The organism is Ruminococcus flavefaciens MA2007, from assembly GCF_000621845.1.
GTDB lineage: Bacteria > Bacillota > Clostridia > Oscillospirales > Ruminococcaceae > Ruminococcus > Ruminococcus flavefaciens_E.
The window spans coordinates 143,921-170,877 of sequence record NZ_JHXF01000009.1; the positions used below are offsets into that span (position 1 = coordinate 143,921).

Annotated in this window: 23 protein-coding genes; 2 read left to right on the top strand and 21 right to left on the bottom strand. The window is 48.1% G+C overall.

The window, feature by feature from the left end:
- Nucleotides 1-451: 451 nt before the first annotated feature.
- Both T497_RS18775 and T497_RS18780 read left to right on the top strand, forming a co-directional pair.
- On the top strand, nucleotides 452-1,480 hold the full coding sequence (locus T497_RS18775; RefSeq protein WP_242839977.1) for a glycoside hydrolase family 5 protein: 1,029 nt from the start codon (nucleotides 452-454) through the stop codon (nucleotides 1,478-1,480).
- 51 nt (nucleotides 1,481-1,531) lie between these two features.
- Nucleotides 1,532-2,044 carry a hypothetical protein gene (locus T497_RS18780; protein WP_242839978.1) on the top strand — a complete coding sequence of 171 codons (513 nt, stop codon included), beginning with the start codon at nucleotides 1,532-1,534 and terminating at the stop codon, nucleotides 2,042-2,044.
- A 60-nt stretch (nucleotides 2,045-2,104) separates the two neighbouring features.
- Here T497_RS18780 and T497_RS17420 read toward each other — a convergent pair whose 3' ends face one another.
- From T497_RS17420 to T497_RS0106060, 21 genes are all read right to left on the bottom strand, one after another.
- Nucleotides 2,105-3,541: an LCP family protein gene (locus T497_RS17420; RefSeq protein ID WP_051530551.1), complete on the bottom strand. Its 1,437-nt coding sequence runs from the start codon at nucleotides 3,539-3,541 to the stop codon at nucleotides 2,105-2,107.
- A 61-nt stretch (nucleotides 3,542-3,602) separates the two neighbouring features.
- Nucleotides 3,603-6,128 (bottom strand): hypothetical protein, encoded by a 2,526-nt coding sequence (locus T497_RS0105965; protein ID WP_028514825.1) that lies wholly within the window; start codon nucleotides 6,126-6,128, stop codon nucleotides 3,603-3,605.
- Between the two features lie 10 nt (nucleotides 6,129-6,138).
- Nucleotides 6,139-6,900: a 23S rRNA (guanosine(2251)-2'-O)-methyltransferase RlmB gene (rlmB, locus tag T497_RS0105970; RefSeq protein WP_028514826.1), complete on the bottom strand. Its 762-nt coding sequence runs from the start codon at nucleotides 6,898-6,900 to the stop codon at nucleotides 6,139-6,141.
- 226 nt (nucleotides 6,901-7,126) lie between these two features.
- The gene (locus tag T497_RS0105975) at nucleotides 7,127-7,960 is read right to left on the bottom strand and encodes a metallophosphoesterase (RefSeq protein WP_028514827.1); all 834 of its coding nucleotides are present in this window, start codon (nucleotides 7,958-7,960) and stop codon (nucleotides 7,127-7,129) included.
- Nucleotides 7,960-8,202 (bottom strand): acyl carrier protein, encoded by a 243-nt coding sequence (locus T497_RS0105980; RefSeq protein ID WP_028514828.1) that lies wholly within the window; start codon nucleotides 8,200-8,202, stop codon nucleotides 7,960-7,962. Before T497_RS0105980 ends, T497_RS0105975 begins: the two co-directional genes overlap by 1 nt.
- Nucleotides 8,199-9,995, bottom strand: a complete 1,797-nt coding sequence (locus T497_RS0105985) for an HAD-IIIC family phosphatase (RefSeq protein ID WP_028514829.1) — start codon at nucleotides 9,993-9,995, stop codon at nucleotides 8,199-8,201. The genes T497_RS0105980 and T497_RS0105985 overlap by 4 nt, the downstream gene beginning before the upstream one ends.
- Before the next feature lie 8 nt (nucleotides 9,996-10,003).
- Nucleotides 10,004-11,440, bottom strand: a complete 1,437-nt coding sequence (locus tag T497_RS16035) for a DHHW family protein (protein ID WP_051530552.1) — start codon at nucleotides 11,438-11,440, stop codon at nucleotides 10,004-10,006.
- A 12-nt stretch (nucleotides 11,441-11,452) separates the two neighbouring features.
- Nucleotides 11,453-12,853, bottom strand: coding sequence for an MBOAT family O-acyltransferase (locus T497_RS0105995; RefSeq protein ID WP_028514830.1), 1,401 nt, complete (start codon nucleotides 12,851-12,853; stop codon nucleotides 11,453-11,455).
- A 273-nt stretch (nucleotides 12,854-13,126) separates the two neighbouring features.
- Complete coding sequence (locus tag T497_RS16040) at nucleotides 13,127-14,152, bottom strand: SPFH domain-containing protein (protein WP_051530553.1); 1,026 nt, start codon at nucleotides 14,150-14,152, stop codon at nucleotides 13,127-13,129.
- Between the two features lie 42 nt (nucleotides 14,153-14,194).
- Nucleotides 14,195-14,629, bottom strand: coding sequence for an NfeD family protein (locus T497_RS0106005; RefSeq protein ID WP_028514831.1), 435 nt, complete (start codon nucleotides 14,627-14,629; stop codon nucleotides 14,195-14,197).
- A 125-nt stretch (nucleotides 14,630-14,754) separates the two neighbouring features.
- On the bottom strand, nucleotides 14,755-15,876 hold the full coding sequence (locus T497_RS0106010) for a glycoside hydrolase family 88/105 protein (protein ID WP_028514832.1): 1,122 nt from the start codon (nucleotides 15,874-15,876) through the stop codon (nucleotides 14,755-14,757).
- Nucleotides 15,873-16,700, bottom strand: a complete 828-nt coding sequence (locus tag T497_RS0106015) for a carbohydrate ABC transporter permease (RefSeq protein WP_028514833.1) — start codon at nucleotides 16,698-16,700, stop codon at nucleotides 15,873-15,875. Before T497_RS0106015 ends, T497_RS0106010 begins: the two co-directional genes overlap by 4 nt.
- The gene (locus T497_RS0106020) at nucleotides 16,700-17,575 is read right to left on the bottom strand and encodes a carbohydrate ABC transporter permease (protein ID WP_028514834.1); all 876 of its coding nucleotides are present in this window, start codon (nucleotides 17,573-17,575) and stop codon (nucleotides 16,700-16,702) included. Before T497_RS0106020 ends, T497_RS0106015 begins: the two co-directional genes overlap by 1 nt.
- The gene (locus tag T497_RS0106025) at nucleotides 17,572-18,879 is read right to left on the bottom strand and encodes an ABC transporter substrate-binding protein (RefSeq protein WP_028514835.1); all 1,308 of its coding nucleotides are present in this window, start codon (nucleotides 18,877-18,879) and stop codon (nucleotides 17,572-17,574) included. The genes T497_RS0106020 and T497_RS0106025 overlap by 4 nt, the downstream gene beginning before the upstream one ends.
- Before the next feature lie 145 nt (nucleotides 18,880-19,024).
- Nucleotides 19,025-19,798 (bottom strand): SigB/SigF/SigG family RNA polymerase sigma factor, encoded by a 774-nt coding sequence (locus tag T497_RS0106030; protein ID WP_028514836.1) that lies wholly within the window; start codon nucleotides 19,796-19,798, stop codon nucleotides 19,025-19,027.
- A 113-nt stretch (nucleotides 19,799-19,911) separates the two neighbouring features.
- The gene (locus T497_RS0106035) at nucleotides 19,912-20,751 is read right to left on the bottom strand and encodes a pyridoxamine kinase (RefSeq protein WP_051530556.1); all 840 of its coding nucleotides are present in this window, start codon (nucleotides 20,749-20,751) and stop codon (nucleotides 19,912-19,914) included.
- A 177-nt stretch (nucleotides 20,752-20,928) separates the two neighbouring features.
- Entirely contained in the window at nucleotides 20,929-21,615 is a 687-nt protein-coding gene (locus T497_RS0106040; protein WP_037324524.1) for an ECF transporter S component, read from the bottom strand.
- The gene (locus tag T497_RS0106045) at nucleotides 21,606-23,246 is read right to left on the bottom strand and encodes an ABC transporter ATP-binding protein (protein WP_028514839.1); all 1,641 of its coding nucleotides are present in this window, start codon (nucleotides 23,244-23,246) and stop codon (nucleotides 21,606-21,608) included. Before T497_RS0106045 ends, T497_RS0106040 begins: the two co-directional genes overlap by 10 nt.
- Nucleotides 23,219-24,097 (bottom strand): energy-coupling factor transporter transmembrane component T, encoded by an 879-nt coding sequence (locus T497_RS0106050; RefSeq protein WP_028514840.1) that lies wholly within the window; start codon nucleotides 24,095-24,097, stop codon nucleotides 23,219-23,221. The genes T497_RS0106045 and T497_RS0106050 overlap by 28 nt, the downstream gene beginning before the upstream one ends.
- Nucleotides 24,094-25,908 carry a DUF4430 domain-containing protein gene (locus T497_RS16045; RefSeq protein WP_037324525.1) on the bottom strand — a complete coding sequence of 605 codons (1,815 nt, stop codon included), beginning with the start codon at nucleotides 25,906-25,908 and terminating at the stop codon, nucleotides 24,094-24,096. The genes T497_RS0106050 and T497_RS16045 overlap by 4 nt, the downstream gene beginning before the upstream one ends.
- Entirely contained in the window at nucleotides 25,898-26,815 is a 918-nt protein-coding gene (locus T497_RS0106060) for an NPXTG-anchored protein (RefSeq protein ID WP_028514842.1), read from the bottom strand. Before T497_RS0106060 ends, T497_RS16045 begins: the two co-directional genes overlap by 11 nt.
- Between the last annotated feature and the right edge of the window lie 142 nt (nucleotides 26,816-26,957).

Below are 26,957 nucleotides of genomic sequence, written 5' to 3' on the forward strand. Positions count from 1 at the left end.
GGGGCTTCTCTCAAACTCTCTCCCTAAAACTTTCGTTTTGTTTTTTCACAGATAGGGCGCTCCTGCATTTTGCAGGGCTTTTTTATTATATAAAGCGCCCTATCTGCGAAAAAAACAGATAAAAGTCTTTGGAAAGGGGTATGGGGGAAACGCTTTCTTCAGAAAGGTTTACCCCATAAATAGCCATATGCTCTATATTAGTGTTACGTTTATCGGGAGCGCTTTTTTATACAAATAGAATACGAATTTTTAACCTGCGGTGCATATTCTTCTACGTTGATTTTTGCACTTTGAGTGCATAAAACGCCTTTGGAAATGCTGAAATAGTAATTTTGATACCGAAATTATTTAAAAATATCAAAATACTGTTGTCAAGCATGACTTATTGTGCTATAATTGATACAGAATATAAAAGTTGTTCACGGGACATTAATATTTAGGAGGAATAATTATGAAGAAACAGATCATCAGTACTGCTCTGGCACTTATGGTGCTCGGGGCGACAGTTCAGCCCTTTGGGCAGAGCGAGAAGAAAGCATTTGCCGCAGACAGCACTATGCGTGATATCTCGACTATGGACCTTGTAAAGGAAATGGGTGTAGGTATCAATCTCGGCAACACTATGGAGGCTTGCGGCGACTGGATAGCCGAGGTCGACGCAGAGTGGGGCGACGGAGTTCTCACTGTTGAGGAGTACGAAACAGCATGGGGAAGCCCTGTTGTTACTCAGAAAATGATTCAGGGCATGGCTGACGAGGGCTTCGGCGTGGTACGTGTGCCTGTAGCGTGGTCAAACCTCATGGAGGACAACTACAAGATAAACAAGGACCTTGACGCTCGTGTTCATGAGATAGTTGACTGGGTTATCGACGCGGATATGTACTGCATCATCAATATCCACTGGGATAATGGCTGGGTAAACACATTCCCTGACAAAAAGGACGAGTGCATGAAGCGCTATCAGACAATGTGGGAGCAGATATCCGACAGCTTCAAGGACTACGGCGACAAGCTGATGTTCGAGTCACAGAACGAGGAGCTGGGCTGGGAAAAGGTCTGGAACCCATGGGGCGGCACAGAGGGCAAGGCTGAGTCCTATGCTCTTGTAAATGAGATAAATCAGAAGTTCGTTGACGTTATCCGCAAGTCAGGCGGTAACAATCCGAAGCGTCATCTGCTGATATCGGGATACAATACGGGATTTGACCGCACCTGCGATCCTCTCTTCAAAATGCCGAGCGATCCTGCAAACCGCATGGCAGTATCAGTTCACTACTATACTCCCGCAGGCTTTGCTATCCTTGAGGATAAGGACGAAACATGGGCAAAGGCTCGCGCAACATGGGGTACAGACGAGGATTACAAGGAACTCAATGCGAACATGGACATGATGAAAAATGGCTTTATTGACAAGGGCATACCCGTTATCGTAGGCGAGTACGGCTGTCCTACAAAGGGCAAGGAGCCTGATTCGGTATGACTTTTCATCAGCTCTGTTTGTAAGGCAGCATATGAGCGCGGACTTTGTCCTGTGCTCTGGTCAACTCCAGGCGGACACTATAACCGCGAGACCTGCAAAATGGAAGATCAGGAGCTGAGAAAGCTTCTCAATGAGATATCAGGCTTCAAGCCAAAGGCTCCTGCTGAGACAACAACTACAACCACTGCAACTACAACTACTGCAACAACAACTACCACATCTTCCACAACTACAACAACTGTAACTACTACAGCCGAGACAACCACATCTACGACCTCTGTAACAACAACTGCCGAGCCTGTTACTTCTACAACAACTACAGCTCCAAAGGCTGGCAAAAAGGGCGACGCAAACTGCGACGGCAATGTTGATATGTCAGATGTTGTGCTGATAATGCAGTCGCTTGCAAATCCAAACAGATTCGGCGAGAGCGGCACAGACGAGCACCACATCACCCGTGAGGGAGCAGATAACGGTGACGTAGCAGGCGGCAATGACGGTCTCACTAGCGGCGACGCCCTTGAGATACAGCTTTTCCTTCTTGGTATCAAGTCCTCTCTTTAAAACCTAAAGACGTGTATATCCCGAAAAAAGCCCACAGCTTAATGCTGTGGGCTTTTGCCTTTAATCTTTAGAAAAAACTTCCTTGTCGATGACTTCTCTGTTTGCGCCGAAGTCTACCTGTAAAACGTTTCCTACGTCTACATCTGCACCTGTGAAGGTTCCCTCGGCAGGTATCTGTATCTGCTTTGTCTTGTATTTAAGAGCAAACGGTGCTCTCAGAGAGAGGAGATATGCCTTTGGTGTGGACATATTTGTAGCAACATCGGGAATAACGTCCGAAGCAAGGTTCTTGAAGATAGAGGGCTTGAATGTCTTCATCTTAGCGATGATAAGTGACATTACTCTGCGCTGGCGCTCTGTTCGCTCGAAGTCGCTGTTGCCTACCTTACGTATACGCGAGTAGGAGAGAGCCTGCTTGCCGTTGAGGTGGAGCTTTCCGCCGCCGCTGAGCAGGTCTGCGTCGGGAGGATCGCCCATGAGACCGTTTACCTCGGAGATGAGGATAACATTTATCTCCTGAGCTTCTGCGTCGCTTACCTCGATATCTATGCCGCCGACTGAATCCACAACGGATACGAATGAAGCAAAATCGACGGAAACATAGTCGTCGATACGAACATCAAAATTGAGTTCGAGAGTGTCCATGAGCAGGTCAGCTCCGCCGAATGCGTAAGCCGCATTGAGCTTGTTCCAGCCGTTATTCGGTATCTCTACGTAGCAGTCACGCATGAATGAGGTCATGATTATCTCATTGGTCTTGCTGTTGAGAGAAACAAGTATCATTGAGTCGGAGCGTCCGACCTCGTCGGCTGTTCTGCCGTCAGTACCGATAACGAGTATGCTGCGGACATGACCTCTGCCGAGGCTGTCTGCGTAGTGGTTACGGCTGTCTGAGGGCTTATACTCCATTTTCTTTATGAGAGACACTGATGTGCAGGAGTAAAGTCCGAAAAGCAGAAGGAACAGTATAAGGACAGTTCTGAACAGTCTGCCGATTATCCTGCGGAGAAGCGACTTGTGGCGGCGTTTTTTCTTTCGCGGCTTTTCCTCGGGCTCGTACTGAGGTGCAGTAGGCTTTTTTCGCTTCTGCGGCGGTCTTGGCGGCGGAGGCGGTGCTGCTTGTGGAGCAGCAGGAGGCGGATAATATCCGCCGTCGCCGTAGCCGCTGTATTCCTGCGGTGACTGCTGATTATAATCGTAATACTGAGGTTCGCTGTAATTTGGCTGCGGTGGTGGAGCAGAGTGGGGAAACTGTGGCGGCTGCTCTGAATGTGGGAACTGCGGCGGCTGTCCTGACTGGGGAAAGCGGGGAGCCTGCTGCTGGGGAGCACTGCTACCTGACTGCGATGCAGCTCTGCGATTTACTCTCCTTAGGGGCGGCAGCTCCTGTTTTGGCGGAGCGCTGTAGCCGCTTACTCCGTTGGGGAGCAGCATAGTATCCTGATTATCAGTGTTTGGAATGTTGTCCTCGTCTCTGCCATTATATCTGTTTGGCATTGTGAAGCTCCTTTCAATGTTTGAAGAACCCGTATCATAGCTGACACAGGTTCTTGTTACGTCATGTTTTTTTGAGACTTACGGCTATATATGTAAGCACTGTCCATGCCACGTTATAAACGATAAGGGCTGTAGCTGACATATATACGTAATTTGAGCGGAATGCTTTTGAAAGTATCAGCATCATACACAGCACAAAGCCGAGAAGTATTGAAGCTGTCTGTAAGATAAGTCCGATTATAGCCGAGGAATGAACTACCTTTGTGCCGATGAGAAGCTCGGCAAGGGAAGAAAACTTACCCGTTGTAGCCATTGATGAGCTGAGACGGACTGCCTTTTTAGTCTCCTCGTAGAAGTCCTCGTGAAGCTTCTTAGGCAGTATCCTTATCATTTCCTCGGGGATACCAAAGAGCTTGTTTAGCTTTTTCAGTGTTATACAGGGATCAATGCTCTTGATGAACATACATATCTTGTTCTTGCAGAGCTTTTTCGCCCATTTCTTCACATATCTGTCTGCAACGATGTCAACAACGAACATTGCCGCAAGGTTTCCTGATATTGAAAGGTAAAGAGCGTCCTTGCCTTCCTCAACGAACTCAGCCTCCTGAGTTTTGGTGGGAACGCCCTCGATGTTATGGCTGGTCATGAGTTCGCGGTTGCCGAAGAGCACACGCTTGTTGTTTATCCAGCCGCACATTCCCATGCCCTCCTCGTAGGAGTAATTCTCAATAGGATAGAGCGCACCGTTTCTGCCTGCTATGACGTCAGTGAAGAGCTGTGACATGATACTTCCTGATGTAGCTGTAAGGCTTGCGGCTTCCAGGAAAGCCTCGTCCAGCTTTGTATTTGAGAATACCTTGATACCGTCCAGTCTGACAGTTCCCTCAGGGAAGAGAGTAGAAGCGTCAATGAGTATGGAGTTTGTATCGTAGAAGTCGTCAACGCTCTGATAGCCAAGCATTATGCCCTTGTTCTGGATAGCGCTCTTGGAAACGTTCTCAAGAGGGATATTTACTACAAAAGGCATTGCGATACAGGAAGTAGCGCATATCAGCATACTGAAAATGGAGAAGCCGAATGCCGCCGCGTCAAGGCTTGCGATAGTTCCCTTGCAGAATATGGTGAGGAACAGTGCAACAACTATTGAGGCGAACAGGCACAGCGGCGAAGCCTTTCTGCAAAAATCGTCGGTCATATCCGACGAATAGGTATACCGCAGGAAATCCGTGAGGAAGTCCGTCTTGCGCATTGAAGCAAGGATAGGGAAGTCTCCGAGAGTTCCACGGGTTATACGTTCTGCTCTGTCCTCGTCCCTGACGTAGGTAACGCCGTGACGGTCAAAGTTTTTCGACACGAACTTGAAGTTTCTGGCGGCTCGCCTTATGATAAGGTGCTTGCCCAACGCATTTATGAGAAGTGCAAGTATGCCTACAGGCATATAAATGTGTATATTCTCCGAGCTTACAAGGTCGGGACTTAGGAAAGCGGGGATAATAGCTATCAGGCAGGAAAGTGCGGTGATAGCCGTCATGGAGTCACCGTCTGCCTTGAAGCTCAGAAGCTTTCGCAGTCCCTTTGTTATGACCGCAATGGACGAAATAATTGAAACAGTACCCAGTATAAGGTGGACAGTCAGATATGACTTGATATTTGACATACTGAAAATATCCAGCGTGGGCACATCGAACTGATTAGCCAGCGTCATAAAAAGGCTGAGGAAAGCAGTCATCGCAAGTATCACAACACGTACTGAGATAGTGCTTTTCAGCTCGTAGATATCTCGTCCGACGTCCTCGACATCGCCGTAGTAGTTGAAGTCAACGATACGCTTTGTACGCTTGTTCTTGGAGTGCACCGACATATATTCGTCAGCGCCCTGAGTGATATGTACGTCCAGCTGATTTGCGTCGATATCAGCCTTTTCGCTGAGATTTATGCTTGTGAGCTCAGCTCTCGGAGCAGGCTCAACAGGCTTTGCGGCTTCGACGGCGGCAGGCGAGGGGACGATGTCCGTTATCTGCTTTCTGCCCTCGGGGCTCTCAGCTTCGTTGATTATCTGAATGCGGCTTCGCTTTTTCTTCTTGAACTCAGGAGGAGTATACATATACTCTCCCTCGGGAGTTTCTCTTGCGTAGGTATAATTATCCTTTTTGCCGCGGCGTGTTTTCTTGTTCTTTTTGTTCTCTATCTCCTTGGCGCGGGTGGACTCGCTCATACGCCTTATCTTAGGTGCTTCATCGGGATTCATCTGCACGGGAGTGATAGTGCCCGATGGTATGACCTTTCGCTGAGGATTGGTGCGTATCTCGCTCATGGCGTCGGAGCTTACCACAGCCACCTTATGTCTTGAAAGGTCGGCAGGTTTTACCTCGTCGGCAGGAGATTCATTTCGGTGTGCATTATCGAATAGAGCGGATTTTTCATGTGAGATAGGCGGTCTTGACTTAGGTCTTTCAACGAATTCAGGAGCGTCTACCGTAGAATTTATTATTTTCTGGGCGTCAACTCTGCCCACTTTATTAGGTTCAAGAGAGTCGGGAGAGTATTCGTCAAGAATAGCCTCCAGCGACGGTTTCTGTTCTGACATATCTATCTCCTTATTCAGAGCCTCTGCGCTGGCGCAGTACCTCGTACATGAAGATACCTGCCGCCACGGAGGCATTGAGTGAATTTATCTTTCCAAGCATCGGGAGCTTTATCATGAAATCGCATTTTTTCTGTATCAGCTTGCTCATGCCGAAGCCCTCTGAGCCGATAACAAGGGCAACTCCCCCTGTGAAGTCGGTCTCGGAGTAGTCCGTGCCCGAAGCGTCGGTGCCGTATATCCACACGCCGTTGTCCTTGAGGGTGTCGATACAGGAGGCAAGATTTGAAACTCTTGCCACAGGCACATAGCTTGCCGCGCCTGCTGATGTCTTAAAGACAGTAGCGTTCAGCGAAGCGCTCCTGCGCTTTGGGATAATGACACCGTCAGCGCCCGATGTTTCGGCAGTACGTATGATAGCTCCCAAATTATGAGGATCCTCGATCTCATTGCAGATGATGATGAAAGGCTTTGTGCCCTTTTTCTGCGAAACGGCAAGGATATCCTCTACCGTAACATATTCTCCGCAGGCGCCCTCGGCAACTACTCCCTGATGAGAAGCGCCGCCTGACAGGCGTGAGAGCTTTTTATCGTCAGCGTCCTTGACTACGACGCCGTTTTCCTTTGCAAGACGGCGGATAACACTTAGACTGCCGCCGTTTCCGTCTATATAGACCGTATCGAGATTAGCTCCCGATTTCAGCGCTTCTATGACGGGATTACGTCCGCAGATCATATTCTGCGGCATTTCCTTGATATTTTTCTCTTTTTCCATATTTGACAGCGAGCGCGAAACGCTCATGCTCCTTTTGTTCTGTTTTTGTTTCTGAAACCAATTAATGCCTGCGAAAATCCTGTTTTTTATAAAGAATTTGCGCTCTCTGAACATAGTTCAGGGCAATAACCGCCTGAGGGCTGTTATTGCATACAAATTTATTATATCATCAATGAATTGAAATTACAAGTACCTTTTCGCATAAAATTGCTATATATCAGCATTATTAGTTGTTTATATCTATTATCGAGAGCTCGGGACGGTTGAAAATACGGGGTATGAATATCATACGCATAGGTCTTGCCAGTCCGCGGCTGATTATGTGAGTTGTATCATCAATATGGTATATACCTGTGGTATACTTTGGGAATATACCCTGATCTGGGGCGTAAAGTCCCTGTTCCAGTATTTTGGGCAGTCTCCACTGACCGCCGTGAGCGTGTCCCGAAAGGACAAGATCAAAGCCCTTGCCGTCACTGCCGAAACAGTCGTCTATCTGCTCGGGCTGATGAAGAAGCAGTATATTGTAATATTTATCGTCAAGCTCGTCAATGCATTCCTCAAGCTGAGTTTTTTTCTTTCCCCACTGGACAGAGTCCACAACACCGTAAAAGCGGATATCCTGACCGTTTATGCTGAATTCTTTCATATCGCCCATGAGTACGGGACAAATACTGCGTGCTTTTTCGTAGAATTCCTCGGTGTCGTCCCGCATACCCTCGTGATTTCCTGGAGTGTAAACACAGGGATATTCAGCGCTGAGAGCAGACATAAGGTTCAGGGCGTATTCTGTGCCGCCCCACATATCTATGACATCGCCGCCGAATACCACCATATCGGGCTCAGCCTTGCGAACCTCGTCTATGAGCTTTGAATTGTCGGTATTACCGTAAAAGCAGTTGTGCAGGTCGGAAATAAAGACTATTCTCATGCCCTTGTCAAGCTTTTTTGTGCTGACGCTGTAGTTTACGGGCTTCATAGCGAAGCCCCATGCGCTGAGAGCGCATAAAACCGCAAAGACAGCGGCAATTACAAGTCGTTTTTTCGCTTTTTTTGACATTATTTTCCTCTTTCAGCGATAATTGCAAGCATTTCTCCCACATTCTTCATGCCCGATACCTCGCGCATCTTGAAGCGCAGACCGAATTCGTTTTCAACTGCGGCAATGAGATTGATGTGCTCAAGACTGTCCCAGTCCTCAATATCGGCAGATGTGGTATTCTCGTTCACCGAAAGTGACGAGTCGCCGAAAACATCTCTGAATACCTCATTCAGACGGGGGAGTATTTCATTATTATTCATTCAGGATTCTCCTTATCACGTATTTTTATTACCTTATTCTTGTTTTCATAGCCTTCTATGTCGAGATGCCACTCGGAATCTCCGTTATCCAGCTTTTTATCAAGTGTGAAGCCGAACGAGCTGTAAAGCTCCGCTACCATGCTGTTCTTGTGCGTCTTGTAATAAAAGCCGTTTATACGGGTTATGCCCTTGTCCTTTGCGCGGCGGACCAGCTCGTCCAGCATGGCGAGCTCCATGTCTCTTTTTAGTACACGGCAGCTCATGAGCCACAGCTCTATATCAAGCTCTTTGTCTCTGCACTTGCCTATAACTACGGAAACTATGCCGTTATCGCCGAATTTGTCCAGCAGTCTGCCGCAGATGCAAATATGGTCGGGACTTGTGCTGACCTTCTGTATCTCGTCTTCGCTGTAGCGGCGAGTGGTGAGATTGAACTGGTTGCTCTTGTTGGTGAGCTGAGTTATACGCTGTATATAGACAGGCTCAAAACCGCAGATGACAGCGTGCATATCGAGGCTGAGCAGATAGTCCTCATAGCTCTCGAAGCTTCTCAGCTGTGCCGCTCTCTGAGCGTTTGCGGCGTACATCTCCGAGCGGTGCATATCGTCGTCGGAAACGGCTGTCACCTCGAAGAAACCACTTCGCGTAAGCTTGTACATTGCTTCGTGAACGGTGCTGAGGTTTATGGTCTGAACCATGGGGAGCTGTCCTTCAATAATAGCGCATTCAGCAGGATTGTCGTCGATGAATACGAAGCTGTCCAGTCCCAGACTGAGGTCAGCGGCAGTTTCGGCGATATTTCTGTCCTTTGGCTCCCAGTTAGCCTTAATGGAGACAAAATCTGTGGATTTGAGGACTCCGCAGGGGTGATTCAGTCCGAGGAGTGCGTTTTCCTCGTCGTTTTTGGAGCAAACCGCTAAAAGCACGCCGTAGTCCTTGTAGCCCTTGATAAAGCTCTGGAACTCGCTGAAAGCCTGTCCCACGGCGGTTTCCTGACCTATCTCAATGCCCTCCTGACCGTCGTCGCCGATGACTCCGCCCCAGAGAGTGTTATCGAGGTCAAGGTCGATGACCTTGTGGTTCTTGCCGTAAATTGACTTGATTATGCAGGCAAGGCTGTAGGCAAAGTCTGGGATAACATTGGTGCTCATGGCATACTTGTAAAGATACCATGCTTCGGCGTCGTGCCAGTTAGCCAGTCCGCAGACTGCGGAGAGATAATTGATATCATGGATGTAGAGACCGCGTGTATTGCGTGCGTAGTCCAAAAGCATGACGTTCATGCGCTGAATGAACGCGGCATGACCTGCCGTGCTCCAGCCGTCGTAGCTGCCTGTGCGTCTGAACAGCGGCAGCTCGAAGTTGTTTTGTATGACAGGGCATGAGAAGTGCTGTTTAAGGCTGTCCCACACCTGCTTGAAGTATGCGAACTGGTCGTTGAGCTTATGCTCCACTGTCTCGGCAGTCTCGGCAGGGCTCTCGGGGAGCATAGTGAGATTGCGCGATGTAGTATGGATATAGATAACGTCGGGATCGAAGCTGTCAAGCTCGGGATTGCCGAAAACGGCGTCTTCATAGAACTTATTGTATTCTGACAGATAGAATTCGGGCTCTATGCCGAAATTCAGCAGAAAAAGCTCAAGTGCGGATACAATGTGATTGGTCGTTGAGCCCCCCAGCACAGCGATCCTCTTCTTTACGCGGACGCAGCCGTCCGCAAGCAGCTGCTTGCGAAGCGCAAGTCGTCTGCGGATTATATCCTTGCCGTCGAATGGAAAGTTGAGTTCTCTCATAATATCACCTATTTTGTCAGATTGTTGTATATACAGTTTCTGTTGCCGCCTACTGCGGAGAATGAACACATGGCAAAAAGGAGGTCCGTTGCGCCGACTCTGTTTATGAAATCGACGGCGTTAAGGTCGAAATAACGTATATCGCAGAGATATATGTTCTCAAAAGAGCCTGTCAGCATTGGCAGCAGGGCGTTTCCGTAGCTGTCCTTGAATATGACAAGAGTTCTTCCGTTTTTGCATTCTGTATTTACGTGAACTATCCTCTCGTCAGCTCCGAAAACCATATAATAGCCTGAATTAGCCATATATGACGGATCGAGAAGAAGATTTGCGGCAACAGGATTTTCAAAGCGTGTGTTGTACTGTGTGACTGTTACGGGTGTTTTGGGCTTGTAATAAACGAAGTCCTCGGGATTATTCATGAGTGTTGCGCTCTGTGTGTACATATAAAGGGTGCCGACGTAGCCCGGCAGTGTGACTGTCTCGTATTCCGACAACTCGGGATAGGGGACGCCTGCCGTTAGAGCGAATTGCTGTGCGGCATAGTAAGCGCCCAGAGGCTGCCAGTGGTGGTCGGTACGGGAGTAAATAGCCTCGTCCTTGTGAGCGCCGAGTATGCTGTAGGCGTCGATAGGGATCACGTTATGGAGAGCCGCGTCAAGCCTGTCGAAGTCCTCTTTCTCGCTGTAGGCGAGGTTCTGGTATTTTTCGGGAAGATAGAATGAGCTGGACGTTGGCAGTACCATCGAGTAAACGTTTACATCGGGCAGCTTTTCCTTGTACAGACTCACATATGAAGCGTACTCCTGTTCTGCGCCCCATGCGCCGCCGTAAAGAGTTACACCGCGCTTGTTGACGATGAGGATATTGTTTGTGAGCTCGCCGTCAGCAGGAGCTTCTTCCGCTGGAGCAGTTGTCGTCTCGGGTACGGCAGTTGTAACTGATGTAGATACTGAAGCAGCAGTAGTTACAGGAGCTGAAGTGGTTACGGCTGTTTTTTTCTCGAAGCCGCTGCCGAAAAGCTCGGCTTCTTCGCCGTCAGCGCCGTATTTTCTGCCTTTGAGCTGCATGATGTAGTCGGAGATGAACTCCTTGATATGAGCTCTGTCGTGGACAGTATCGTCGAAGTAGTCAGCAACGCCCTCGGTAAATTTTCCGCTTGCATAGCTTTTTGCGGAAAACTTGGGGAACTTTGTGAGATAGCGGTTCTCGTCGTCGGCTTTTGTCTCGTGGGGCAGAAGCGTTACATAAACGAAGCCGCCTGCGAAGATCGCACTTATAGTTATAACATTAGCCAGCGAAATGAAGTTAAGAGCCTTTTTTCGCTGCTGTTTTTTCAGTTTTTTTGCCTTAATTGGCACATCTATGGTGGTTTTAGCACGGTCCGATGCCTCTATTGAGATAGCAGGCAGGGAACGGCTGTTTTTGTTTTGGTTATCGGTCATGGGTTTGCCTCGTCAGAATCTGAAATAAAGGAATGGATTTGCAGTAGAAGCTACCAGCATAATGCTTGTAACTATGAGAAGCAGAGCAGCTGCAACGGCAGCTGCTGAGGAAACTGCGGCTTTTGTGACAAAATGCTTGTCCGCTGTCTGCTTTACCCATTTGATGACAGGGAAGCAGCATATAACGGCTACAGTCAGCAGATACATATTGTTGATGACGGATATCTTGTCCTGAACTGCAAGGAATCCGTTTTCGCCGAAGCCGAATGCAGTTTTGAAGAATGTGCCGAGCTTGCCCAGCTTCTCAAAATAGAATATGCCGAAGCCGATGATTATAACAAGCTTGCTGTAGATATGGCGGATAACAACGGGTATCTTCTTCATGCGCTTCTTGCCGATGAGCATTTCGATGAATACGAAAATACCGTAGTAAAGTCCCCATATGATGAAGTTCCAGCTTGCGCCGTGCCATATGCCTGTGCAGAGCCATACGAGGAAAAGTCCGCCGTACTTTCTGCGCTTGCCGAATATAGGGATATAGAGGACATAGTCGCGGAAGAATGTGCTGAGGGAGATGTGCCAGCGCTGCCAGAATTCGGTGATGTCCCTGCATATGAACGGGTGGTCGAAGTTCTCATCGAAATGGAATCCGAAGATACGTCCCAGACCTATTGCGATATCAGAATAGCCTGAGAAGTCAAAGTATATCTGCAAGCCGTAGGCTATAGCTCCGTACCATGCTCCGAACATGGTGGAGCTGCCGATATTGCCGAGAAAGCTGTCAGCGATTATGCTCAGCTGATTGGCAAGGAGCACCTTTTTGCCAAGACCGAGAGCCACGCGGTTGAGTCCGTAGGAAATGTCGCTGAGCTCAATTTTACGGTCATTTATTTCTTTTTCGATAGTGCTGTAGCGGACTATAGGTCCAGCTACAAGCTGTGGGAACAGTGTCAGGAAAAGCAGATACTTTCCAAAGCTTTTTTGTGGCTTGACCTTTTCCCAGTGGCAGTCTATGATGTAAGAGATAGTCTGGAATGTGTAAAAGCTGATACCGATAGGAAGTCTTATATCGGGAATAGGTATTGAAGATGAAAAAAGGGCGTTGATGTTTTCAACAATGAAGCCGCTGTATTTGAATACGCCAAGCATGAGCAGGTCATACGTCACCGCAATGACAGTTGCGGCAGTATCGCCCCTTTGTCCCTGATATTTTCCGATTACCAGACCAGCGCCGTAGTTCACAGCGGCAGTTGTCAGCATAAGGAAAATATATACGGGTTCGCCCCAAGCGTAAAAAATAAGCGAGAAAACTATCAACACCAGATTTTTTGCTTTCGTCCCTCTTGCCAGTGCATAGCACAAAAGGCATACGGGGAGAAAGATGTATATAAAGAAAAGTCTCGAAAAAACCATTGTTCTACCGCCTTGCTGGAATGAATTATATATCTGTAGCTTTACCGCTTAAAGACTGACGGAGAAAATAAAATAAAAAAGCATTGTAATTGAAATCTTTATAGATTATTATACAACAAAAAGCGCTTAATTGCAAGCAAAAATACGGCTGTTTTTTATTTTTCGGGAGCTTTTTGCAAAAATCGTATCAAAACACAAAAAATCAGCATTGACTGCGCAGTTTTTTGACACAAAAAAATACTCCCCGAAAAATCGGGGAGTATCTGTGATATTTTAGTTTGCGTTATAGCCCTGATAGCCTGCGCTGCTGTTGTTAGCAGCAGGTGCAGCAGGAGCAGCATCCTTTTCAACGATAGCCTTTAGACCTGTTGCAAGACCTGCAAGTCCCTGTATCTCGCTTGGGATAATGATCTTTGTAGCCTTGCCGTCAGCAGCCTTAGCAAAGGACTCCAGCGACTTGAGCTGGATAACTCTCTCGTTCGGATTAGCGTTATTGAGCTTTACGATACTTTCAGCGAGGGCTTGCTGTACCATTTCGATAGCTTTTGCTTCACCTGTAGCCTCAAGTATCTTCTGCTCTCTTACAGCGTCAGCTCTGAGGACCATTGCCTGCTTCTGAGCCTCAGCTTCGAGGATCTGAGCTTCCTTCTTAGCCTGTGCGCGGAGTATCTGTGACTCCTTTTCACCTTCAGCAACGAGGATCTGAGACTTCTTGTCACCCTCTGCCTGAAGTATCTTCTCACGGCGTTCACGCTCGGCCTTCATCTGCTTCTCCATAGCGTCCTGGATCTCACGAGGAGGGAGGATGTTCTTGAGCTCAACGCGGTTTACCTTGATACCCCAGCGGTCAGTAGCCTGATCGAGGATAGAAGTGATCTTTGTATTGATAACATCTCTTGATGTGAGAGTAGCGTCCAGCTCCATCTCACCGATGATGTTACGAAGTGTTGTAGCCGACAGATTTTCAATAGCTGCCAGAGGTCTTTCAACGCCGTAGATGTACTGCTTAGCGTCTGTTACCTGATAGAATACAACGGTATCTATCTGCATTGTAACGTTATCCTTTGTGATAACGGGCTGCGGCTTGAAGTCTACTACCTTTTCCTTGAGTGATACCTTGCCTGCGATCCTGTCGATGAAAGGAACAAGGATATGAAGTCCTGTTTCCCACTGAGCGTGGAAAGAACCGAGACGCTCGATAACAAAAACGTGTGCCTGAGGAACTATCCTGAAGCATCTGATGAAAAGGAAAAGAAGAATGATGATAACGATCAAAACAATGATTCCAAGTGTGTCCATAATGATTTACCTCCGATAATGTTGTGAAATAATATTGCAGATTCAGTTTTCAGGTGTCACCAAAAGCTTGGCGCCCATTACTTTTTTTACGATAACGACAGTACCCTCGGGTATTATTTCGTTCTCGTTTTCGGGAACGGCACTCCAGTTTACCCCGTTTAAAGTGACTCGCCCCGTACCCTTGTCTGCGTCGATGGCCTCGATGACAGTGGCGTGTTTGCCAACGTCAAGCTCGGCATTTGTTGCGACCTTTATCTGCTGTTTTCGCCGCTTGATGAACGGCAGGCTTACCAGCAGGAACAGCACTGACGAGACTATGAACAATCCCAGCTGCTCCATAGTAGACAGGTCATAGAAATAGCAGGCTATCATCGTTATAAAAGAGCCTGCCGCGAACCAGATAGACACCAGCTGCACGGTAACGACCTCGGCTATAACGAAAGCGATAACGGCTATTGCCCAGAACAGTACATTCAAAACGAGCTCCCCCTTTCACATAATATTTGTAGTAATCCCTACAGCAAATATTATAACATAAAAGTGTGAACTTTTCAAGTATAAACCGCAGTATTTCGACATATTTTTCTGTCCGCAGAGTATAATCAGGACAGCTTTTTCATTTCTGTATATGCCATTATATAGGGAGCTATGCCCTTTGCATCGTTTTCTACTATTTTTTCACTGAGATAGTATTCCGCGGAGCCGTCACGGTCATTCTCGCCGCCAAGACCGCCCACAAGGCAGATGTTTTTAAGCACGGGTACGTCACCGCTGTCGTCAATGTATTTCTCGGTGACGGTATCGAATGTGCACTGACCTGCCTTACGCATATCGTCTCCGCATATGCCGAGACGGGCTGCTTTCAGAGCAGAGTAGGCAAAGAGCAGTGAGCCGCTGGTCTCGGGATAGTTGTTTTCCAGCTCGGAGCGTGTCGGCAGCTGTAAAAGCATACCGTCCTCCATGCAGTATTTTGCGAGAGCGGTAAGTATCTCTGACAGTTCTCTTTTGAGGAGCTCATTTTGGGGGAGCAGTTCACAGCTGTCGGCAAGAGCCGCGCACATCCAGCCGTTTGAGCGGAGCCAGAATTCCTGAGAAAGTCCCGTTATCCTGTCTGCCCAGCACATTGTGTTGGTGTCGTCGTAGCCGTGATGGAACAGTCCTGTATCAGGATCGCGGAGTATCCTTCGCATATCCCATAGCTGACGGATAGCGTCGTCGATTATACCCCGTGACTTATGGAGAATGCCGTATTCTATGAGAAACGGCAGAGCCATGTATGAGCCGTCCAGCCATATCTGGTCGGGGTAAATGCTCTTGTGCCAGAAGCTTCCGCAGTCAAGTCGTGGCTGACGCACGAGCTGTTCCGTCCAGAAGCGTTCAAAGCCAAGTCTGTAGCGTTCTTCGTCGGTTATGCGCCAGAGTTTGAACAGATTTTTTGCGCCGTTTATATTGTCAAGGTTATAGTCGGCATAGTTAAGAGTGGGGATATTGCCGTCCTCGGCAACATAGGTATTTATGAACCTTATGGAATATTCCAGAAGATCCTCATCATTTGTAAGCTCATACATCATAAGGACGGCTGTTATCATGCAGTTGTCGATATAGTTCCATTTCGGAGCCTTGTCCAGAAGCTCGTTCTCCTTGTTCCATTTCGGAGAAAGAGGATCTGAGGGGATTATGAGATTATCGATATATTTTGAAACGATGCTTTCAGCTTTAGTCATCCTGTGAGACCTCCTGCGGTGATACCGCTGACAAATTTTTTCTGAGCAAGTGCGAACACTGCTATAGAGGGGATAAGACCAATGACAGACATTGCAATGACCTTGCGCTGCTCATAGCCCTGTCCCGTGCTGTCCACGGACAGTCTCAGAGCAAGAGACAGAGGATATTTTTCCACTGACTGTATCATTATCAGCGGTTCAAGGAAATCGTTCATGGTCCATAAAAATGTGAATACCGCTATGGATATGACGGCAGGTCTTATGCATGGCAGAAGCACAAAAAACAGCGTTTTAAGCGTTCCGCAGCCGTCTATCCTTGCCGCTTCGTCGAATTCACGGGGTACGCCTTTGAAAAACTGCACCAGTATGAATACGAACATTCCCTCCTCGGCAAACAGCGAGGGGAGCGTAAGCGGTATATATGTATCAAGAAGTCCAAGCTTGCTCCACATGAAATACCGCGGCATGACAGTCACGATAGAGGGCATAAGCATACCGCATATAAGCAGAGCGAAAAAGAACTTTTTAAACGGGAAATCAAATCTTGCAAAGCCGTATGCAACTGTCACCGAGGAAGCGACGGCGAAAACGGTCTTTGGGATTATAATTGCAAAGGTATTGAGAAAATAGTGCCCCATGTTGTATGGAGTAACGGTCTCCCACGCATTTTTGTAGGAGTCCGTGCAGAAGCTTTTCGGCATGAACCATATTGAGGAGAATATCTCTTCATTGGTCTTGAAAGAAGCTCCTACAAGCCAGAGCAGGGGATAGAGCATTACAGCTCCCACAGCTGTCAGAAGCAGATAGAGAAACAGCTTTTTCACTATGCGTCCCTCCTTGCTTTGCCAGTAAGCTTATACATGAGAGCCACAACTGCGGCGATTATAACGAAAAGCACCCATGATACCGCATTTGCCATACCCTCGCTGCCGAAGGTGAACATCTCCTCGTATATGAGCATACCGATAGTTCTGGTTTTTCCCATAGGACCGCCGCCTGTGAGCATATACGGTGCGTTGAACTCCTGCATAGCCGCGATAGTCTGCAATATGAGGTTGACGAAAATTACATTCTTTATCTGTGGGAGAGTCACAGCGAAAAATGCTCTTACCCGTCCGCAGCCGTCAACTTTTGCAGCGTCATAGAACTCACGGGGAATATCGCGGAGAGCCGCAAGAAATATGACCATAGTCGAGCCGAATTCCCACAGCCTAAGCAGAACTATTATGAATATGGCTGCGTTTGGTTCTCCGTACCAGCTAACAGGGGAGAGCCCTACAGCTTCAAGAAGCTGATTTACAAGACCGTCCGCGGTGAAGAGATACTGCCACATGATTATTACGGCAAGGTTTGCTCCCAATATAGACGGTATGTAAAATGCAGTGCGGAATATGCCTATGTGCTTCAGCTCTATATTGAGGAGCAAAGCGACCAATAGTGACACTATGAGCTTCAGTGGAACGAGTATCAGTGCGTATTTCAGAGTAACGCCTGCCGCCTGTCCGAAGTCCTTGCTGCTGAGCATTTCGCGGAAATTTTCAAAGCCAACGAAGCTGCCGCTGTCGGTAAGTCCGACAACAAATGAGCAAATAAAAGGATAGACTATGAACAGCACAGCGCCGATAATAAACGGCGATATAAGCGCGAGACCTGTGTACTTGCTGACGCCCACGGGATTGCGGTATTTTCGGGTATTCATTTTCTTATCTTCTCCAGATAGTCGGTGATAGAGCCGTACATCTGACGGGCAGCAGTATCCGCGTCGGCAGTGCCGTAGGATACTGATTCAATGGCGGTATTGTAAAAATCCTTCATGCGCGGCAACTCCATATAGGGGCTTATGGTGACAGTATCGGCAGCCGCAAGGATATCACTGCATTCCTTTGCAAGTCCTGACAGCTTGCCGCTCTTTTCGAGAGCTGACGCTGCTTTTTTTGAAGCAGGAATGCCGCGTGTAGTGCCGAGAAGCTCAGCACATTCTTCATCGTTTACAAGAAAGTCGATGAATGCTGCGGCTTCGTCGGGATATTTTGTATTGCCCGAAACAGCGTAAAGCAGGGTAGGCTTTATGAGCCAGCCCCCTGTATTGCCGCTTTCGTCGGCAAGAAGGGGACCTGCCTCCAGAACGCCCTCGGGGAGAACTGATTCGTATTTTCCAACTGCGCTGCCCCATTCGAGAACGCCTGCCACTCTGCCGTCAATGAACTCGGAGGACTGATAAAGGGCGGCATTTCCGTCCTCATCGGTACGTGCTCGGACAGTTCTGATAACATGGCTGTCTTCAAGGCTTTTATAAAATTTGAGTGCGTCACTGATGTCATCGACGGTAAAGCCAAGCTTTCCGTCATGGGTTATGAACTCCTTGCCTGTTTTCTGCTGAACATACACTACCGCAAGATACCACGCAGTTCCTCCTGACTGGATATCAAGGTCAAGAGGATAGAGACCTTCCACTCCGAAGCTCTTTCCAAGGGCTGTAAGCTCTGTCCACGTTTTAGGGTACTCAGCTCCCAGAGAGCCGAACACCTCGGAATTGTAGAACAGACTTCTTCCGCTTACTGATACGGTAAGGGCACTTAGTCTGCCGTCGATTCGTCCGAATGACAGTATCTCATCATCATAGCCTGACAGGTCAAGAAAGCTGTCAAGACTGTCAAGGTCATAGAATCTGCTTCCGTTCTCGGACATGGAAATGAGCCAGTCGTAGTTTATCTGCATGATGTCGGGCTCTGTGCCGCTTCTCATCTGTGCGGAGACCTTTTCCGTCCACCCGTCCCAGCCGCCGTATTCGGGGGTTATGGTGATATCGGGGTGCTTCTTGTTCCAGAGGCCGATAGCGTCCAGAGTTGCTTTGTGTCTGTCATCGCTGCCCCACCACGAAAAGCGCAGGCTGCACTTATCCAGCCTGCCGTCGGGAGGCGTAACAGAGTTGGTTTTTCTGCTTGAACAGGCGGAGAGCGTAACTGCGCAGCACAAGGCTGCGGCTTTGAAAAGTTTTTTCATACTCTCAGACCTCAAACTCTAATATAATGACTTTTTGGATTCTTCTCTATAAAACTGATATATTTAATTATACACTATAATCCTCTCGAAATCAATAGAAAAATGTCAGAATATAACAAAAAACTCTCCCGAAGGAGAGCGGAGTTCATACGCTGTTTTTTATGCGTTCAATGGCGTTTTTTTCAAGGCGTGAGACCTGCGCCTGCGATATGCCTATCTCGCCAGCCACCTCAACCTGTGTTTTGCCGCGGAAGAAACGCAGATACAGGATATTGCGCTCCCGTTCACCGAGGTCATGGATAGCGTCGCGGATAGTTAGCTCGTCCATGCGGCTCTCAACGTCGTTCATGTCGCTTATCTGATCCATGATGTAGAGATTGTCCTCTGAGTCGGAATAAACAGGCTCATATAGCGATACGGGATCACTTATGCTTTCCAGCGCTATTACCACATCTGAACGCTTTTCTCCTATCTCCTCGGCGATTTCCTCCATTTTGGGCTCGCGCTGGAGCTTTATGGTCAGCCGTTCCTTAGCCTGTATAGCCTTGTAGGCAAGGTCACGGAGGGAGCGGCTCACCTTAACGTGACTACTGTCGCGGAGATAGCGGCGAAGCTCTCCGCTTATCATTGGTACGCAGTAAGTGGAGAAGCGGACTTCCTTTGAAAGGTCAAAGTTGTTGATAGCTTTTATAAGCCCGATAACGCCAATCTGAAAAAGGTCGTCGATGTCCTCGCCCCGCCCTGTGAAGCGCTGTATCACGCTGAGTACAAGCCTGAGATTACCGTTTATGAGCTTGTCCCGTGCAGCCTTGCTGCCCGTAGCTCTTATTTCTTTAAGCAGGGCTATTTTTTCCTCTTCCTTGAGCACTGTCAGCTCCGAGGTGTTTATCCCTGCGATAACGACTTTGTTGTATGCCATGAGCCATATCCTCCGTAAAAGATTACGAGGATATTATTGCCGTTTCTGTACAAGGTAATCACAGGGAATAACTGGAATAAAAAGAAAAAGCAGCCGAAGCTGCTCTCATATAATCATTTATTTACGTATTCTATCAGTTTTCCGAGACATAGCTCGAAGCAGCTTCCGTACCATGTTTCCTGCATATTGGGAACAGTAGCTTCAATGCAGTCAAGGGTGAATTTAACTGCGATATCGAGACATTGCTGTATATCCATGCCGAGAGCGCAGGCTCCCGAGAAAACGCTGCTGAAAATGTCTCCCGTACCGTGAAAACGCATATTCACGTTCTTGTCAAAGGAGAAGTAATACTTATCGTTAGCCGAGTCATATGCGGCAGCGCCCTGCTGCTTGTCGTCAAAGTGAACTCCCGTAATAACAGGCACCTTGCAGCCGAGAGAAGCAAGTCTGCGGAGAACGTCCCTGACGTATGCTTCATCGTAGGTCTCGGTGTAGGGGATACCGAGGAGAAAAGCTACCTCGGTCATATTCGGCATAATGAAATCAGCCTTTGCGCAGAGCTTTTTCATCTCAGAAACGAACTCCTGAGTAAAGCCTGCATAGAGCTTTCCTGCGTCACCGAGTACAGGATCGACGATTATATAGTTGTCCTTAGTGCTGAAATCGTCAAAGAAGTCCGAAACTATCTGCACCTGCTCCATAGAGCCGAGATATCCTGTGTACAGCGCGTCGAACTTGAGGTCCATGCTCTTCCAGTGCCTTGCAATGGCAGGTATGTCGCTGGTAAGGTCACGGAATGTATAGTTCTTGAAGCCCTCTCCCGTGTGAGTAGACAGCACAGCCGTTGGTATTACCGCAGTTTCGATACCCATAGCTGAAATTATAGGCAGAGCAACTGTAAGGGAGCATTTTCCGAAGCAGGAAATATCCTGTATAGAAACGATTTTTTTCATATTCATCATTCTTTCGATATATATTATCAATTCTTGATTATACCCCAAACAGGCGTTTTTGTCAATACGATAGAGAAAAAGCTGCTGCAAAAACAAATAAAAATCAGTAGGAGTTTGCAGATATGAGCATATAGATAATACTTACATTGATCTATCCTTTTTGAAATATAGAGCTGTTTAAACTCCGTATTTGACCTTAATGCGTCGGAGCTTCTCGCCGAAAGGCGGCGCGAGCAGATACAGGAACAGCACGTTGGACACTGCATATGACACGGTGTAGGGGATTGCCGATACAAGAGCAGCGGCGTAGAGCTTTATGCTGAATTCTTCGTTGTACCATAGAACAGTCCAGATATCCATGAAAAATGAGTACCCGAGACCAGCAAGAGCTCCGTATAAAAGCAGCAGTATACGGCTTCCGAGAAGCTGCTTTGAGAGCATACATGCAAATAGACCGATAAGTCCCCATGCAAGCATCTGAAAAGCCGTCCACGGTCCCTGTCCGAAGTAAAAATTGGAGAGAACAGCCGACAGCGAGCCCACAAGAAAGCCTGCCTCGCCGCCGAGATACAGTCCAGTGATTATAGTCAGCGCTGCAACGGGCTTTAAAAAGGGGATAAAGCGTCCTGCAAAGCAGAGAGCCGTCATTACGGCAACAATTACCATGCGCCGAGTACCTGTGGACTTTTTCTCAAAGCCTGCCGCAAACAGCACCAGAGAAAGCACAGCAACTGCAAGAGCGATGAGTATGTGCCTTTTGCCGTCAAAAACCAGTGCTCCAAGTATAGATATCGTGGGTATTATAAAAAAGGGAACAGCTATTCTTACGGCATTTCTGAGCTTTTCGTTTCGTATCAGGAGCATGGCTTCTCCTTTCTGCCGTTAAGTGAGCAGAGCTTTACTGCGTCGTCGATAGTAACGGCATTGTCGTAATAACCGCGCGTCATACGGCTGACGGCTGTTGTGTAGAAGCTGTTCCTGCTGAAAAACTCATTGGGCTCCCCTGTAGAGACTATCCTGCCGCCGAAAAACATAGCACATCTGTCTGCGCATACAGCGGCAAATTCCACATCGTGAGTAACAATTACTACGGTAACACCTTTTTCTTTCAGTTTGCGGAGAACACCGATTATATTGAGCTTTGCTCCTGCGTCCAGACCTTTTGTCGGCTCATCAAGAAGAAGCAATTTCGGCTTTGAAGCCAGCACCTTTGCCAGTGCCGTGAGCTGCTGCTCGCCGCCTGAAAGGTCATAGGGGTGCTTATCCATAAGGTGACTGATATCGTAGGGAAGTTCGGTTATATCAGCGTGACATTCATCGAGCTCCTGATGGACCGTGCTTTTTAGGAATACTGTCTGAACGTCCTGCGGCAGCATGGCAAGACACTCACGATAGAGTGAGCGGTTCTTGTAATCCTTGAGACGCTTGCCGAACACCTTTATCCTGCCGCTGTATGGTTTTAGAAGTCCTGCTGCTGCGGAGAGTGCCGTTGTCTTTCCCGAGCCGTTTCCGCCGAGGATACAGAATATCTCCTTTTCGTATACAGTGAAGCTGAGCCCGTCAAGTATATCTTTTCCCTCCCGTGAATAGCGGAAGAAAACATCGCTGAACTCCATAGCCGCGGAGTCCGAATGTTCATACAATGCCTGCGGCAGTCCGCGAGTAGTATTATTGTAGCCTTTTTCTATGAAGTCACGCCCCTCGCGGACTGTAAGCGGGCTGCTTCCGCTGCCGCTGAGCTCGGCGTAAAGCCGAGCCGCCGCAGGCATACCGCAGAGGATATCAGGACGTTCTTTCAGTTCGGATATGACCTCTGAGGGCTTACTGTTTGCTATCAGCTGACCTTTATCCATAACGAGAAGTTTGTCGCAAAGCGGTACAACGTCCTCAAGGCGGTGTTCTGCCATAATTATTGTAATGGACAGGTCGCTGCAAAGCCGCCTGAGAGTTGAAATGAAGTCTGCTGCGGCTATCGGATCAAGCTGAGCAGTCGGCTCGTCGAGAATAAGAAGTTCAGGCTGCATAACGAGGATAGAAGCAAGATTCAGCAGCTGCTTTTGTCCGCCCGAAAGCTCCGCAACATCTCTGTCGTACCAGTCTCCGATACCGAAGTAGCTTGCCATTTCGGCTATTCTTCGGGATATCTCATCAGGCGAAGTCCCGAGGTTTTCCAGTCCGAAAGCCAGCTCATGCCAGACCTTGTCAGTGACGACCTGCTGTTCGGGCTTCTGCATAACAAATCCAATCGCAGAAGCAGATCTTCTGTCGGGAAGCTGTGACAGCTCCACACCGCCGAAGCTTACCGAGCCATTTTTCTCACCGAGAGGTGTGAGCTCACGTTTCAGCATACGCAGCAGAGTAGACTTGCCGCTGCCCGTAGCTCCGCACAGTACGGCGAACTCGCCCCGTTCAATAGAAAAGGATATATTGCTGACAGCAGGTTCTGCGCACTGCGGATATGTAAAGGTCAGACCGCTGACCGCAAGTATTTCCATTTAAGGTTCACCACCAATTCAAGTATCATGGGCATGAGTATCATCAGCCCGTATGAGATAAGTCCAAGAACTCCAAGCATATCGGGAGCTTTTGCTGTTATGGACGGATAGAACACAAAGCTGAGGGACTTTGTTCCTACAGCTGCACAGGTAATACCGAGAAGCCCGAGTTCTGTCAGCAAAAATGCGATATCAGCCGCCGCAAATCTGAATCTTCTCATCTGAGTTCGTCTGCCTGTGCCGAAGCCTCTCGCCTCCATACTGTCGGCGGTTATTATGCCGTTTTCCAGCGCCCATGTGACCATAACGGAGAAAACACGGGACTTTCCCTTGATGTCGTCGATTATATTATCGTCCCTGTAAAGTCCCATTGCAGTCTGTGCGGCGTTTATTTTTGCAGACTGCCTGCCGAACAGCGGTACGAATCTAAGCGCCATTGAAAGCACCAGTGACAGCTTCGGAGAGAGAGCTCCCGTAATGTAAAGAAGCTTCTCGCTTGTCATTATCTGTGTAAATGAACGAAGCCAGTACAGCACTCCGATTATCATAGCAGCTGAATTTAAGCCATACAGCGTGGCTTCAAGGGTTACAGGATTGTGGTTCATGACAAAGAGTACAGTTTTTCCGTTGTGTGACACAAGAGGATTAGCCAGTGCCAGTATCAGAAACAGCACCCAGAAGAATATATGAGTTTTCCCGTGGGACAGACCGTTGCGCATGACAAAGAATGCAACAGCTCCCACCAGAGATATGACCATAAGCAGGGGATAATTGCAGAACATAGCTATTCCCGTTACGCTTAGAAACCAGACGGCTATGACTATTGGATTGTATTCGGAAAAGCTTCTCATTTTTCATATACCTCGTTAAGGTCGTGGCCTATCTCGCAGGTGTACAGCCACTCTATTTTATCGCCGTCGGAGAGCTCGTATTCGCCGCATCCTCTTGACGGAGTAATGCCGTTCACATGATACACCCAGCCTGACAGGTCTCCGAAATCATACTCGTAAATATAGTTTATGCCTGCTATGTAGACCATACCGTGAGCATTGCCAGCGCTGCCCTTGTTTTCGACTTGAATACCGTAGGTCTGTGCAGCTTCTGTGAGAATATCGAAAACTGTCTCGCCGCTTTCAAAGTCAAAAGCCGTAGGCGGCAGTATAACGCCGTCCGCAGGGATATGCTCGGCCTTGCCTGCGATAGTGTCACAGCGTATCTCCATAGTTACAGTACCTGCGATGTTCTTTTTTACTTTTTTCTCGCCGCTGTAGTAGTCCTCGGCGGACTGTATATCCAGCAAAAGTACAACAGCTATAGCCGCACCTGCCACAAGAACGATGAACAGATAGTTCTTCCAGCTTCGCTTTCCGAAAATGAAAATAACAAGCGAAATTACCCCTACTGCACCGATTATAATAATAATTATCATCGGCTTGTGGTTCTTACCCTTGGGAGCATTATTGCTCTGCGCATTCAAAGCTGTTGAAGTAACTTTTGCCCCCGAATTCAGTACAGTTCCTGAAACAGTAACAGTTTCAGCACCTGTTTCAGTAGTTTTAGCAAGAGTTGTGCCTGCTTTTGCTGTTGTTACAGTGCTTGTCTTTGAAGTCGTGGATTTAGCTTCTGCAGCAGCCGCAGTCTGAGTCGTACTATGCTCCTGCTTCTGATGTGCGCCCTCAGTGTTGCGCTGTGGAGCTTCGTGAACTCTGCGGTTATCCAGCACAAGCAGGGGAGACTTTCCCTCGGTCATGCGCTGGAAAGCTATCAGCGAGTAAAAAGCCTGTACCGTAGCCGTAGGATTGCTGCCGCCTCCCTTAGTATGGCAGAAGCTGCCGTCGTCAAGGCGATATTCCGCAATGCCGTCGATAAGGTCGTGACCGTCCTTGATAAAGCGCTCGTCGTACCTGCAATCTATCCCCAGAGCCGACAATGCAACAAGTACCTGAGATGTGCTCTCGGGATTTGGCGTGCCGAAGCTCTCATAGCCGCCGTTTGACTTCTGCTTTGCCGACAGGAAGTCCAGTGCCCTGTCCACAGCCTCAGAGACATCGCTCCTGTCATTATAGGGAGCAAGAGCCTGAACAGTCATTGCTGTTACGTCGATATCGCCGAAGTCTCCGAAAAGAGCCCAGCCGCCATCGCCGTACTGCATGGAGAGTATACTATCCACAACCGAATCTGCTGTGAAACGGGAGCAGGTATAGCCGTTGTTGAGCACATGAAGTCCGTATATCCAGCTCATCATGCCCTGTTCGCCGATAGAGCTGTCCAGTATATCAGAGATATAGCTGTTATCGCTGCCTGCCGCCGCCAGTCCGAGAGCATATTTCTCTCTTGAAGTTGCCGAGGGTACATTATTGCTTGAAAGATAGTCCGTGAGGGAGCGCTCATAGGCAGAAAGGTCGGAATACCCGTACTGACTGAGGGCGAGAGCGTACCAGTCAGAGGTCTTGCCTGCACCCTCGGCTATCTCACTGCCGAGCCATTCTTCTACGCTGCCTGCGCCGCACTGACTTAGCTTATAATCAACGATACCGCCGATAAGGTCGCTGACCTCCTCGGCGGTATGTTCGCTGCACTGAGCTCCCATAGGGACACAGCCCAGTGATAAAACCAATGTAAGTACAATGCACAGAAAGCCTGTGAGTACCTTAATCCTCATTCTTTCTTCTCAGAACAAAAGCAGTAGCAACAGCGCCTGCAAGACCGAATACAGCCAGTCCTGCACCCTTTACGCCTGTCTTTGGAGAGTTGCCTGAAGCTTTAGTTGTTGCCTTTGTGGTAGTCTTTGTAGTTGTTGCAGTAGTAGTGGTCGTAGTAGAAGAGTTAGTAGTTGTTGTCAGGGGAGCTGTAGTTGTTGTAGTAGTCAGTGCAGGATCGACCTCGACCATATAAACAGGAGGAACGATATTTACACTGTCAGAAGCTGCGCTTACGTAATTAGAGCCTGCTTCTGAGAATTTTACAGTAACCTTGCCGTCGTTATCGGTAACTAAGTCAGTTGCCTTGCCGTTTAAGGTTATCTTTGCGTTTGCAAGCTTGTTTTCAACAAGATCGCCGTTTGCACCGAATGTGTAATATGTTAGAGTCAGCGGAACTTCTGCGTCAACAGCAACAGGCTCGCCCTTTTTAGCGTTAAAGAAGCTGTAATAGTAGTTATAGTCCTTTGGATCGGGATAGATAAAAGCCTGTATCTGGTCGCCGTCCTTTATTTCGTCTGCAAGTCCCATGGACATCTTGTCATTTACGTAGTAGCCGTAGCTGCCGCCGTTTTCAACGCCCCAGAGCTTGTCAAGACCGAGTCCCCACTGTCCTACAGAGGACTTGTAGCCTGCTGCTGCGCCGCCCTCGAACTTATTCTCGTGAGCGATATAGAGAGCGTCGTTGATAGTGAGCTTGCCGTCGCTGTCGATATCGGTAACAGTGATAGGCTCCTGAATGAGAACAAGATCCTTTTTGTCGTTGGAAACAGTAACAAAGACCTTAGTCTCGTCAGCAGCGAATGAAGTCATACAGACAGCTGAACATGAGATAAGCAGAGCAGCTGCCATAGCGATAGTTTTTTTCATAAAAACCTACTCCTTAAAATAATGTCGGGGACAATAAAAAAGCCTTTCCGCATTGCGAAAAAGCGCAGCAAACAGCTCCACAGCGATACTGAGGAGTTCTCTGGCAACGTTTTTCACTGTCCAAAAACGTGTAATTACCCAT